The sequence below is a fragment of the Rhodococcus sp. D-6 genome (genome assembly GCF_040256695.1).
GTDB classification, from domain to species: domain Bacteria; phylum Actinomycetota; class Actinomycetes; order Mycobacteriales; family Mycobacteriaceae; genus Rhodococcus; species Rhodococcus pyridinivorans.
Map to the genome: position 1 here is coordinate 923,063 of NZ_CP132970.1, position 13,075 is coordinate 936,137.

Annotated in this window: 7 protein-coding genes and 1 tRNA gene; 2 read left to right on the top strand and 6 right to left on the bottom strand. The window is 69.7% G+C overall.

Annotation, left to right across the window (positions count from 1 at the left end):
- Positions 1-65: 65 nt before the first annotated feature.
- The 5 genes from RBB84_RS04415 to RBB84_RS04435 all read right to left on the bottom strand — a co-directional run bounded on the left by RBB84_RS04415 (position 66) and on the right by RBB84_RS04435 (position 1,949).
- Entirely contained in the window at positions 66-443 is a 378-nt protein-coding gene (locus RBB84_RS04415; RefSeq protein WP_006554752.1) for a DUF3817 domain-containing protein, read from the bottom strand.
- Positions 440-856: a hypothetical protein gene (locus tag RBB84_RS04420; protein ID WP_064257062.1), complete on the bottom strand. Its 417-nt coding sequence runs from the start codon at positions 854-856 to the stop codon at positions 440-442. Before RBB84_RS04420 ends, RBB84_RS04415 begins: the two co-directional genes overlap by 4 nt.
- 69 nt (positions 857-925) lie before the next feature.
- Positions 926-1,010, bottom strand: a tRNA-Leu gene (locus RBB84_RS04425).
- Between the two features lie 28 nt (positions 1,011-1,038).
- The gene (locus tag RBB84_RS04430; protein WP_064257052.1) at positions 1,039-1,530 is read right to left on the bottom strand and encodes an HNH endonuclease; all 492 of its coding nucleotides are present in this window, start codon (positions 1,528-1,530) and stop codon (positions 1,039-1,041) included.
- Entirely contained in the window at positions 1,530-1,949 is a 420-nt protein-coding gene (locus RBB84_RS04435; RefSeq protein ID WP_332260663.1) for an HNH endonuclease signature motif containing protein, read from the bottom strand. Before RBB84_RS04435 ends, RBB84_RS04430 begins: the two co-directional genes overlap by 1 nt.
- Positions 1,950-2,471: 522 nt before the next feature.
- On the opposite strand from RBB84_RS04435, the gene RBB84_RS04440 reads away from it, so the two are divergent.
- Both RBB84_RS04440 and RBB84_RS04445 read left to right on the top strand, forming a co-directional pair.
- Complete coding sequence (locus RBB84_RS04440; protein WP_064257050.1) at positions 2,472-11,783, top strand: type I polyketide synthase; 9,312 nt, start codon at positions 2,472-2,474, stop codon at positions 11,781-11,783.
- Positions 11,784-11,797: 14 nt separating this feature from the next.
- The gene (locus RBB84_RS04445; RefSeq protein WP_019288997.1) at positions 11,798-12,205 is read left to right on the top strand and encodes a holo-ACP synthase; all 408 of its coding nucleotides are present in this window, start codon (positions 11,798-11,800) and stop codon (positions 12,203-12,205) included.
- 10 nt (positions 12,206-12,215) lie between these two features.
- Here RBB84_RS04445 and RBB84_RS04450 read toward each other — a convergent pair whose 3' ends face one another.
- On the bottom strand, positions 12,216-12,977 hold the full coding sequence (locus tag RBB84_RS04450; protein WP_331712470.1) for a TetR/AcrR family transcriptional regulator: 762 nt from the start codon (positions 12,975-12,977) through the stop codon (positions 12,216-12,218).
- Positions 12,978-13,075 lie beyond the last annotated feature (98 nt).

The window sequence follows — 13,075 nt, forward strand, 5'->3', positions numbered from 1 at the left end:
CGCAACGAAATCGGGCGGATCCTTCGAAAGGATCCGCCCGATTCGTGTTCGTGGAGGTTACCGGCTCAGACGCCGAAGTCGGCCTTCACCTGCTGGGTGCGCTTGTGCTCGACGAAGAAGGACAGGAACGGGATGGTGCCCGCCAGGAGCGTCCACACCGTCCGGGCGATCGGCCAGCGCACCTTGATCGACAGGTCGAAGGTGAGGACCAGGTACACCGCGTACACCCAGCCGTGCACGATCGCGATCCAGGCCGGCACGTTCTCGACACCGATGATGTACTTGGCGACCATCTCACCGGTGAGGATCAGCAGCCAGATACCGGTCGCGTAGGCGAGCACGCGGTAACGCAGCAGGGCGGACCGGATCTTCTTGCGGTCGGCCTCACTGACGACGCGCGGCGTGGTGGCCTGGCCGGACGCCTGCTCGGGGGTCGTGCTCACTGAGCGCTCCTATCGGACCTGCGCGCGAGCTGCGCGAGGTACTCGTTGTACTCGTTGATCTGTTGTGCGTCGGGATCCGCGGCCTCCTGCTCGCGTGCCTCGGCGAGCGTGCGCGGACGGGTGGGAAGAAGATCCTCGGGAATCTCGGTGGGCTCGTCCGGCTCGGAGGGGCGTCGTCCGCCGGTGCTCTCGGCCTCCTGCTCCTCGGCCTCGAGGTGGACGAAGCGCCGGTAGGCGTAGACGCAGAAGAAGGCGAAGGCCGGCCACTGGAGGGCGTAGCCGAGATTCTGGTAGGTGCCGCCGACCGCTTCGAACCGGACCCACTGCCAGTAGCCGAGACCGAGGCATCCGGCCGCGGCCACCAGGACCAGGATGATCAGGGCCAACCGGCGGGGAGGGCGATGCTCGGACACGCCCTCGACGGTACCCGAACGGTGCACCGACCTGCCAAGACCGGTCGGTGCACCGTGGGTGAGGTCACGTGGTGCGCGAGGGGGGACTCGAACCCCCACGTCCTAAGACACGGGTACCTAAAACCCGGGCGTCTGCCAATTCCGCCACTCGCGCCAGACCTCAGCAGGATACGGCATGGCCGTCACTCCGGCGCCATACGGAGTTGTACGTTTCGTCCGGCCCAGGTGGGCGTCTGACTGTGGCAGTTGGGGCACAGGAAGCGGAGGTTCTCCGGGCGGGAGTCGTTAGGGTTTCCGTCGATGTGGTCGACGTGCAAGGTGAGCGGTCTCCCGTTCCACTCGGGCTCGGTGCCGCATCGGCTGCACCGGTAGGGGCGTCCGTACTCGACGAGCGCCCGTCGGAGCTGATCCGGTTTCGTGCGTCTGGATCCGCGCGGTTTCTCGATGAGGAGGTCCTGCCACTCGTGACGGACGTACGGTCTGCGCTCGGTCGTCCTGGGCCGTCCGGTGAAGTGGGACGTGTCGATGCCGAGGGCGCGGATCCGGCGGCTCAGATGCGTGTGGTGCCCGCCATTGGGTTTGAGGCCGAAGTACCGCATGACCTCGGCGAAGTTGACGCAGTTCCGAACCGCTTCCTGCAGCATCTCTTCGGTGTACTTGACCGGTCGCGTCATCATGCCGCCTCTTCGGGTTCCGCTCCGATCCGGCCGGGAGTCCGCTCGGGGGGCTCGCCGAGAACGCGACGTGCGTTCCTGCCCGCCCAGGTCGGCGTCTGACTGTGGCAATTCGGGCACAGGAAGCGAAGGTTGTGCGGGCGGGAGTCGTTCGGATTGCCGTCGACGTGATCGATGTGGAGCGCGAGCGGAGATTCGAGCCACTCCGGTCCGATGCCGCACATCTCGCACTCGTGTGCACGACCGTGTTCGAGGAGTGCGCGCCTGAGCGCTCTGGTCTCCTTCCGGTTCGAGCCGGCCGGTGCGACCGTGAGCACGTCCGACCAGTGCAGCCGGTTCCGGGCCGGTCGTCCCTTCTGGTGGGCCATGCCCCGGAAATGTGATGTGTCGATTCCGTAGGCCTCGATCCGTCGTTTCACGACGACGTAACTACCTCCGCCTGCTCGAAGCCCCAAGTAGCGGAGAACACCTGCAGTACTGATCGACGCGGTCACTGCTTCCTCCAGCAGTTCCCTCGTGTACTCGATCCGCTTCCCCATCTCGCCCCCATCTCGAATGTCTGTTCGATCCGGCCGAAGGCTAACCGCGGGCGCCGACACGTTTTCGATCTTGCGATGCACGATCCGCGACGCCCGTCAATAGGTAACGATTTGATAACGAAAAACGTGAGGGATTCCTCGGGTTCATGGACGTCCACACATCGGCGTAGCCAGGAATGACTCGGGTTACCGACCGGTTACTTTTGCCCCGACTTGTGAGCGAAATCACTGGCGGGAGGGGTGTCGGGCAAACTGTGCGAAACAAAACATGAGGAACCCCTCATGATTCTGTGCGAACCTGGGCGTGCCCGAACAGCGGACCACTAGTCCAGCAGCACACCGGCGCGCAGCGCTGACACACGAAGCCTCGACGCCGGGGTGTTCAGGAGAGGAACCACACGCGTGACGATCGACGAGACCACACCAGGCGACAACGGACGGAACTCGAAGGCATCACGACGCACCACCGATCGGTCCACGGCAGCCGCTCCGGCCCGTGCCCTGGTCGACAAGCTCCTCGCGGGTGAGCCCTACGCGCTCGCCTTCGGCGGCCAGGGTGCCCCCTGGCTCACCTCGCTCGAGGAGCTCAGCCGCGACAACGGACTCGAACCGGTCCTCACCGACCTGGTCAACCGCGCCACCGCGCACCTCGCCCCGGTCGCGAGCGACCTCGTCGTGGTCCGCCCGACGGGCTTCGACCCCGTCGCGTGGATCCTCGAGGCCGAACTCGCCGACGAGGACGACGCGCCCGCCGGCCCCTCCGAAGCAGCTCTCACCTCTGCCGCCGTGTCGCTGCCCGGCGTCTTCCTCACCCAGGTCGCCGCGCTGCGCGCGCTCGCGAACCAGGGCCTCGACGTCGACTCCGTCGCACCGAGCGCGGTCATCGGCCACTCGCAGGGCGTCCTCGCCGTCGAGTCCGTCGCCGCCGCCGGCCGCAAGGACGCCGAAATCCTCGCGATCGCCCAGCTCATCGGTGCCGCCGCGACCCTCGTCGGTCGCCGCCGCGGCCTGATCTCCGGCGCCGGCAAGTACCCGATGCTCGCCGTCGCCAACGTCGACCCCGAGCGCCTGCGCGCGATCGTCGCCGAGGTCTTCGAGGGCCAGGACCCCGAGCGCAGCGCCGTCGTCGCGATCCGCAACGCCCGTCGTCGCGTCGTGCTGTCGGGCCCGCCCGCCGCTCTCGAGCGCGTGCAGCAACGCTGCGAGCAGATCTCCGCCGCGGAGACCCGTGAGCGCGAGGCCAAGAAGCGCGGTGGCGCCGTGTTCTCCCCGACCTTCGAGCCCGTCGCGGCCGAGGTCGGCTTCCATCACCCCGCCTTCGCGGATGCCGTGGAGCAGGTCGCCGACTGGGCCGCCCGCTGCGAGCTCGACTCCGAGCTCGCGCGCAGCCTCGCGCAGGCCATCCTCGTCGCCCCGATCGACTGGGTCGAGCAGGTCGACTCCGCCGTCGCGTCCGGTGCCTCGTGGATCCTCGACCTCGGTCCGGGTGAGCTCCTCACCCGCATGACCAGCTCGGGCCTGCGCGGTCAGGGCGTCGGCATCATCGCCGCCGCGACCCGCGGCGGTCAGCGCAACCTCCTCACCCCGGGCGCCGAGCCCGAGGTTCCGCGTGCCTGGTCGGAATTCGCTCCGAAGCCGGTCGCGCTGCCCGACGGCCGCGTCGCCGTCGAGACGGCCTTCACCCGCCTGACGGGCCGTTCGCCGATCCTGCTCGCGGGCATGACCCCTACGACCGTCGATCCGAAGATCGTCGCCGCCGCCGCGAACGCCGGCCACTGGGCCGAGCTCGCCGGTGGCGGCCAGGTCACCGAGCAGATCTTCGCCGACCACGTCGCCGAGCTCACCGAGCTGCTCGAGCCGGGTCGCGCCGTCCAGTTCAACTCGATGTTCCTGGACCCCTACCTGTGGAAGCTGCACGTCGGTGGCAAGCGCCTCGTGCCCAAGGCCCGCGCGGCCGGTGCGCCCTTCGACGGTGTCGTCGTCACCGCCGGTATCCCGGAGCTCGACGAGGCCGTGCAGATCATCTCCGACCTGCGTGAGGCCGGCATCGAGCACGTCGCCTTCAAGCCGGGCACGGTCGCGCAGATCCGCTCGGTCATCCGTATCGCCAACGAGGTCCCGGACTATCCGGTCATCGCCCACATCGAGGGCGGCCGCGCCGGTGGTCACCACTCGTGGGAGGACCTCGACGACCTGCTCCTCGACACCTACGCCGAGCTGCGCACGCGCCCGAACCTGGTGCTGTGCGTCGGCGGTGGCATCGGCACGCCGGAGAAGGCCGCCGAGTACCTGACCGGTCGCTGGTCGACCGTCTACGGCTTCCCCGCGATGCCGCTCGACGGCATCCTCGTCGGCACCGCCGCGATGGCGACCCTCGAGGCCACCACGGCTCCCGAGGTCAAGCAGCTGCTCGTCGATACCCCCGGCACCCCCGACTGGGTCGCTGCCGGCACCGCGACCGGCGGTATGGCTTCCGGCCGCAGCCAGCTCGGCGCCGACATCCACGAGATCGACAACGCCGCCTCGCGCACGGGTCGCCTGCTCGACGAGGTCGCCGGTGACGCCGACGCCGTGGCCGCGCGCCGCGACGAGATCATCGAGGCCCTGAACGGAACGGCCAAGCCGTACTTCGGTGACCTCGACACCATGACCTACCTGCAGTGGCTCGAGCGCTACCTCGAGCTGGCCGTCGGCGCGGACAACGGTGCCGAGTTCGATTGCGGCACCGATCTGGCGGACGTCCTCGCCGAGGCGCACACCAGCCCGTGGCTGGACGTGTCGTGGCGTGAGCGTTTCCGCGACATGCTGCAGCGCGCCGAGGCCCGCCTGCATCCCGTCTGCCGGGGCCCGATCCCGACGTTGTTCGACGACGACGCGGTGCTCGAGCGCCCGTACGCCGCGATCAAGTCGCTGCTCGCGCAGTATCCCGACGCGGGTGACGTCGTGCTGCATCCCGCCGACGTGCCGTTCTTCGTGTCGCTGTGCCGTACCCCCGGCAAGCCCGTCAACTTCGTTCCGGTCGTCGACCAGGACGTGCGTCGCTGGTGGCGTTCGGATTCGCTGTGGCAGGCCCACGATCCGCGTTACTCCGCCGACCAGGTGTGCGTGATCCCCGGCACCGTCGCCGTTGCCGGCATCACCCGTGTCGACGAGCCGGTCGGTGAACTCCTCGACCGTTTCGAGAAGGCCACGGCCGACGAGCTCGTCGCCGAGGGCGCGGAGCCGGTGGAGCTCGCCGCGCGTCGTCACCGCGACATCGCGCCGGGTCTGCTCGACGCCGTGCTGTCCTCGCCGGACGTCTCGTGGGCGGGTCGCCAGACCCGCAACCCGATCCACCGTCTCGGTGATCTGGACGAGTGGACCGTCGAGTCGGAGACCGCTGCCTCGCACGCCCCGACGGGTGCGACCCTGACGATCCTCGACGACGAGCACGTCGGCCTGCGGGTTCCGCTGGTGTGCGACAAGGCCGTCGAGATCCGCCTGACCGTGCCCGCCTCGGTCGTCTCCGGTGGCGCGCCTGTCGTCACCGAGGCCGACGCCGATGCGTCGATGTCCGCTCTGCTCGGTGTCGCCGCCGGTCAGGAACTGCCCGAGGTCAGGAAGGGAGCTGCCCGTATCACTCTCGGCTGGCTGCCGGAGAAGATCGCCGACCACGCCGGTGTCACCGGTTCGGGTCTGCCCGCCACCCTGACGCCGAGCGGCAACGGTGTGCCCGATGTGCTCGTGGGTGCCTGCTGGCCGGCCGTCTTCGCCGCGCTGGGCGCCGCCCGCACCGAGACCGACCTGTCGGTCATCGAGGGCATGCTCGACCTGGTCCACCTGGACCACGCGATCGACGTCAAGAACGGTCTGCCCACCGATCCCGCCTTCCTGGGCGTCAAGGCCGAGGTCACCGGTGTCTCCGACACCGACCTGGGTCGCGTCGTCGAGGTCGACGTGGTCATCACCGCCGACAGCGGTGACGGCTCGGGCGACCGGGTGGTCGCCACCCTGGCCGAGCGGTTCGCGATCCGCGGCCGCACCGGCACCGCCGATCTCGCCGATCCGGTTCGCGCCGGTGGTGCTCTCACCGAGGCCGTCACCGACACGCCGCGTCGTCGCCGCCGCGACGCCGTGATCGTCGCGCCGACCGACATGAGCGCCTTCGCGAAGGTCTCCGGCGATCACAACCCGATCCACACCTCCGACAACGCCGCGCTGCTCGCCGGTCTCGGAAGCCCGATCGTCCACGGCATGTGGCTGTCGGCCGCGGCCCAGCAGGTCGTCACCGCGATCGAGCAGGACGCGAAGCTGCCGGTCCGTCGCCTGACGGCATGGACCACCCGCTTCCTGGGCATGGTCCGTCCGGGCGCGAAGATCGACGTGCGCGTCGACCGCATCGCCACCGACGGTGGTGCCGAGGTCGTCGAGGTCGGCTGCCGCGTCGACGGTGATCTGGTGATGGTCGCGACCGGCCGTATCGCCGCGCCGAAGACCGTCTACGCCTTCCCGGGCCAGGGCATCCAGCGTCCCGGCATGGGCCTCGACGCCCGTGCCCGCTCGAAGGCCGCCCGCGAGATCTGGGAGCGCGCCGACAAGCACACCCGCGAGGCGCTCGGCTTCTCGATCCTGGCCGTGGTCCGCGACAACCCGACGGTCCTCAAGGCCCGCGGTGTCACCCACAAGCATCCCGACGGCGTGCTGCACCTGACCCAGTTCACGCAGGTCGCGATGGCGACCCTCGGTGTCGCGCAGATCGCCGAGCTGAAGGAGGCCGGCGCGTTCGTCGACGACGCCTTCCTGGCCGGTCACTCGGTGGGCGAGTACAACGCGCTCGCCGCCGTCGCCGGTGTGCTGCCGCTCGAGGCCGTCCTCGAGGTCGTCTTCCAGCGTGGCTCCGCGATGCACGCTCTCGTGCCGCGCGACGAGCAGGGCCGCTCGAACTACCGCATGGCCGCGATCCGGCCGTCGCAGTTCGGTGTGGACGACGCGGATTTGCAGGCCTTCGTCGCCGGTGTCGCCGAGGAGACCGGGGAATTCCTGGAGATCGTCAACCTCAACCTGCGCGGTTCGCAGTACGCGATCGCCGGTACGGTCGCCGGCCTCGAAGCCCTCGAGTCCGTGATCGAGCGCAAGGTCGCCGAGTTCGGTGGCAAGCGCGCGTTCATCCTCGTCCCGGGCATCGATGTGCCGTTCCACTCGACCGTGCTGCGCGGCGGTGTCGACGACTTCCGTGAACGTCTGCTCGCCCTGCTGCCGCAGGAGATCGACCCGAACATCCTCATCGGCCGGTACATCCCGAACCTCGTGCCCAAGCCGTTCAACCTGGGTCGCGAGTTCATCCAGGAGATCGCCGACCTGGTGCCGTCGCAGCCGCTCGCCGACGTCCTCGCGGATTTCGACAGCTGGTCGGCCAAGCCGGTCGAGCTCACCCGCGTGGTGCTCGCCGAGTTGCTGGCCTGGCAGTTCGCGTCGCCGGTGCGCTGGATCGAGACCCAGGATCTGCTGTTCGCCGACGAGACCGACGGTGGTCTCGGTGTCGAGCGGTTCGTTGAGGTAGGCCTCGGTGGCGCGCCCACCGTCGCGAACCTCGCGTCGCAGACGCTGAAGCTGCCCGGTCGTTTCGGTCAGCCCGTCGAGGTGCTCAACATCGAGCGCGAGGCGTCGATCGTGTACTCGACCGACACCGATCCCGCTCCGGTCGAGGACGACGAGCCGGTCGCACCGGCTGCCGAGTCCGCTCCCGCCGCTGCTGCGGCCCCGACACCCGCCGCGGCTCCCGCTGCGCCGGCCGGTGGCCCGACCCCGGACGACATCGCGTTCAAGGCCGCCGACGCCACCAAGGTGCTCATCGCCCTGTGGACGAAGCTGCGCCCGGATCAGATCGGCCCCGCCGACACGATCGAGGCGCTGTGCGACGGCGTGTCCTCGCGTCGCAACCAGCTGCTCGTCGACCTCGGTTCCGAGCTCTCGCTCGGCGCGATCGACGGTGCCGCCGACGCCGACATGGGTGCCCTCGCCGGCACGGTCGACCGTCTCGCCCGCACCTACCGCCCCTTCGGCCCGGTGCTGTCGGACTCGATCAACGATCACCTGCGCAAGGTGTTCGGTCCGTCGGGCAAGCGTCCCGCCTACGTCGCCGACCGCGTCGCCAAGGTGTGGGGTCTGGGCGAGGGCTGGGCGTCGCACGTCACCGCCGAAGCTGCTCTCGGCAGCCGCGACGGTTCGTCCGTCCGCGGCGGCGACCTGGGGGGCCTGACCGATGGTGCCCTCGCGGATGCCGCTTCGGTCGACAAGCTGATCGACGCCGCCGTGCAGTCGGTGGCCTCGCGTCGCGGAATCGCCGTGTCGATGCCGTCCGCCGGTGGCGGCGGGGGAGCGACGGTCGACGCCGCTGCCCTCGGCGAGTTCGCCGAGCAGATCACCGGCCGCGACGGGGTTCTCGCCAGTGCCGCACGTCTCGTGCTCGAGCAGCTCGGCCACACCGAGCAGGTCTCGGGCCTGGCCGACAAGGCCGACGACGAACTCGTCGACCTGGTCTCCGCGGAGCTCGGCTCCGACTGGCCGCGTCTGGTCGCTCCGGCCTTCGACGAGCGCAAGGCCGTCCTGATCGACGACCGCTGGGCCACCGCCCGTGAGGACCTGGCCCGCGTCTGGCTCGGGGAAGGGGCGAGCGGAGCGACGGGGGATTCGAACAGCTTCGACGTCGAACGCTTCATCGGTGCGGGTCGGACCGTGGCTGCGCACGCCGAGTTCTGGGGCCGCAAGGCCACCGAGGCCGGCCGTACGGAGCTCGCGCAGACCTACGCCGCGATCGCCGAGATCGCCGTCGTCACCGAGGGTGCCGAGTACGCGGACGAGGTCGCCGTGGTCACCGGCGCCAGCAAGGGCGGTATCGGCGCAGCCGTCGCCGCGAAGCTGCTCGCCGGCGGTGCGACGGTCGTCGTCACCACGTCCTCGCTGAACGACAGCCGCCTGGGCTTCTACAAGGAGCTGTACGCACGCAACGCTCGTGCCGGCGCCGCGCTGTGGGTGGTTCCCGCGAACATGGCGTCCTACAGCGACGTCGACGCCCTGATCGAGTGGATCGGCACCGAGACCGTCGAGGTCGCCGGTGGTGCGAAGAAGCTCATCAAGGACGCGCTCACCCCGACGCTGCTCTTCCCGTTCGCCGCGCCGCGCGTGGCGGGCTCGCTCGCCGACGCCGGTGCGCGGGCCGAGATGGAGATGCGGGTGCTGCTGTGGTCGGTCGAGCGACTGATCGCCGGACTGTCGAAGATCGGGTACGACCGCGACGTCGACACCCACCTGCACGTCGTGCTGCCCGGTTCGCCGAACCGCGGCAAGTTCGGTGGCGACGGTGCCTACGGTGAGGCCAAGGCCGCACTCGACGCGGTCATCAACCGCTGGAGCGCCGAGCGCACCTGGGCCGAGCGCGTCACCCTCGCCCACGCCCTCATCGGCTGGGTGCGCGGCACGGGCCTGATGGGCGGCAACGACCCGCTGGTCGAGGCTGTCGAGGCTGCCGGTGTCCGCACCTGGTCGACGGACGAGATGGCCGACGAGCTGCTGAAGCTGGTCGGACCGGAGGCCACGCGTCTCGCTGCCGAGGCTCCGCTCGTCGCGGACCTGACCGGTGGACTGTCCGAGGTGGACGTCGACCTGCCTGCGCTCGCGAAGCAGGCGCAGGAGGCGGCCGACGCCGTCGAGGCCGACGAGGACGGCACCGCGACCATCGCGGCGCTGCCCGAGCCTCCGCGCGCCGAGGAGCTGCCGACCCCCGAGTGGGGCACGGTCACCGCCGACCTCGCCGACACGGTCGTCATCGTCGGTGCCGGCGAGCTCGGCCCCTACGGCTCCGCTCGCACCCGCTTCGAGATGGAGGTCGACGAGGAACTGTCGGCCGCCGGTGTGCTCGAGCTGGCGTGGGTCACGGGCCTGATCGGCTGGGAGAACGATCCCAAGCCGGGCTTCTACGACACCGAGACCGGTGAGCTGGTGCCCGAGGCGGAGATTGCCGACCGCTACCACGACGCGGTGGTCGAGCGTTGCGGCATCCGCCGCTACGGCGACGACGGTGCGATGATCGACAACACGGCTCCGCTGCTGACCTCGGTCTTCCTCGACAAGGACCTGTCCTTCGTCGTCGGTTCCGAGGCCGAGGCCCGCGCGTTCGTCGACTCCGATCCGGAGAACACGGTCGCGTCGGTCGACGCCGAGTCGGGCGACTGGACGGTCACCCGCAAGGCCGGCACCGAGATCCGCGTGCCGCGCAAGGCGAAGCTGACCCGCACGGTCGGTGGCCAGATCCCGACCGGCTTCGACGTCACCAAGTGGGGCATCCCCGCCGACATGGCGGACTCGGTGGACCGGGTGGGTCTGTGGAACATCGTCACCACGGTCGATGCCTTCCTCACCGGTGGCTTCACCCCGTCCGAGCTGCTGCGCTGGGTACACCCGTCGATGGTCGCCAACACGCAGGGCACCGGCATGGGTGGCATGTCCTCGATGCGGTCGCTGTACATCGACACGTTGCTCGGCGAGTCGCGGGCGAACGACATCCTGCAGGAGGCCCTGCCGAACGTCATCGCCGCGCACGTCGTCCAGTCGTACGTCGGTGGCTACGGCGCGATGGTGCACCCGGTCGCGGCGTGCGCCACGGCTGCGGTCTCCGTCGAGGAGGGCGTGGACAAGATCAAGCTCGGCAAGGCCGACCTGGTCGTCGCCGGTGGCTTCGACGATCTCGGTATCGAGGGCATCGTCGGCTTCGGTGACATGTCCGCGACCGCCAAGTCGGAGGACATGCAGGCCAAGGGCATCAGCGATCGTCGCTTCTCCCGCGCCAACGACCGTCGTCGCGGTGGATTCGTCGAGTCGGCCGGTGGCGGCACGATCCTGCTCGCCCGCGGCGATGTCGCGCTCGAGATGGGCCTGCCGGTGCTCGGTGTGGTCGCCTGGGCCGGATCGTTCGCCGACGGTGTGCACACCTCGATCCCGGCGCCCGGCATCGGTGCGCTCGGTGCGGGTCGCGGTGGACGCGAGTCGGGTCTCGCGAAGGAACTGCGCAAGCTCGGTCTCACGGCCGACGACATCGCGGTGATCTCCAAGCACGACACCTCGACCGCCGCGAACGACCCGAACGAGGCCGAGCTGCACGAGCGTCTGGCCGGTGCGCTGGGCCGCAGCGAGGGCAACCCGATGTTCGTGGTCTCGCAGAAGTCGCTGACCGGTCACGCCAAGGGTGGCGCCGCCGCCTTCCAGCTGATCGGCCTGTGCCAGGTCCTCGCGCAGGGTGTGGTTCCGCCGAACCGCAGCCTCGACTGTGTCGACGAGAAGATGGCGGAGTTCGAGCACCTGGTGTGGCCGCGCACGCCGATCCGGTTCGGCGAGCAGCTCCCGCTCAAGGCGGGTCTGCTCACGAGCCTCGGCTTCGGGCACGTGTCGGGTCTGATCGCGGTGGTCCATCCGCAGGCGTTCGTCGAGGCGATCCCGGCGGAGCGCCGGGAGGTCTACCTGACGAAGGCGGCCGAGCGCACCGTCGCCGGCAAGCGTCGCCTGGTGGACGCGATGACCGGTGGAGCGTCGCTCTACCAGCGGCCCGCGGATCGTCGTCTCGGTGACGATCACGTGCCGGCTTCGGCCACGCGTCAGCTCGAGGCGGACATGCTGCTCTCGCCGGAGGCTCGCCTCGGTGAGGACGACGTGTACCGCTCCGGTCTGCCCGGCTGCAAGTAGGCACGGGTCTCGGGATGGGAGTTGCGGGTGTCGGGTTCGACCTCGTGTCGGTGCCGGAGTTCGCGGAACAGCTGAGTCGGACGGGAACGACGATGCTGGCGAACTTCACACCGGGTGAGCGTCGCGACGCGAACACCCGCAGCTCCGATCCCGCCCGGCACTTCGCCGCCCGGTGGGCGGCGAAGGAGGCGGTGATCAAGGCGTGGTCGGCGTCGCTGTTCGGCAGCCCACCGGTGCTACCGGAGACGATCCATCAGCAGATCGAAGTGGTCTCGGACGCGTGGGGTCGCCCGAGCATCCGGCTGCACCGGCAGGTCGCCGAGAAGCTGACCGGCGTCCGGATCCATGTGTCGTTGACCCACGACGGTGACATGGCCGGCGCGTTCGTCGTCCTCGACGAGGTCGACGGCCGGCGTACGTAGATGTGGGGACTCAGGCCGAGTGAGCGCTGGCTTCCTCGGCCTGATCCGTTTCGGTGTCCTGCCGGCCGGCCTGTCCGCGTGCGGATTCCTCGCGTTCCTCGCGGCGTTGGCGTCGCTTGGCCTGAGCGCGTGAGTCCTGTTCGGCGATCTGCAGGTAGGCGACCATGATGCGCTTGAGTTCGACGACGGCGTCGGCGTGGGTCTGGTCGTCCTGCACCGAGAAGTTGAGCATCGAGTACACGATGTGGACGAGCACCTCGGCCATGAGCTTCCGGCGCGGTCGCGGGGTGTCCGGGGTGAGCGGTGCCAGCATCCGCGCGACCTGCTCGGCGAACTCGCGTTCGTGGATGGCGCCGGTGGCCCGGGTGGACGGGGTGGACTGCATCGCGAGCCACACCTCGCGGCGGGACGGATCGGTGGTCCACAGTCCGGCGAGGTGGTCGACGAAGCTGTTGAGGAAGCGCAACCAGTCGACGGACGGGATCTTGCCGTTGAACTGGGCGAGTTCGCTCTGGACGCCGACGAGGTCCTGCCGGTTGAGCTCGCACACGATCACGTACTTGTTGGCGAAGAACTGGTAGAGCGTGCCGATGGGGACGTCGGCGCGGGACGCGACCTCCTCACAGGTGAACGACTCGAAGCCGACCTCGGTGAGCAGTTCACGCGAGGCGGCCAACAGGGCGTCGAACTTGCGGCGGCTCCGTTCCTGGGTGGGCCGCCGACGCGGCACGAGCTCCTGGGGCTCGGCCTGAACCTCGAGCGCCGGATCGATCCGGCGCGGGGCGCGGCGGCCGTTCGTTGCTGACTCCACGCGCCCAGGCTAGCCGGACGTCCGTGCTTTCCCGAATACTTGTTGTGAGTCAGAGTGTC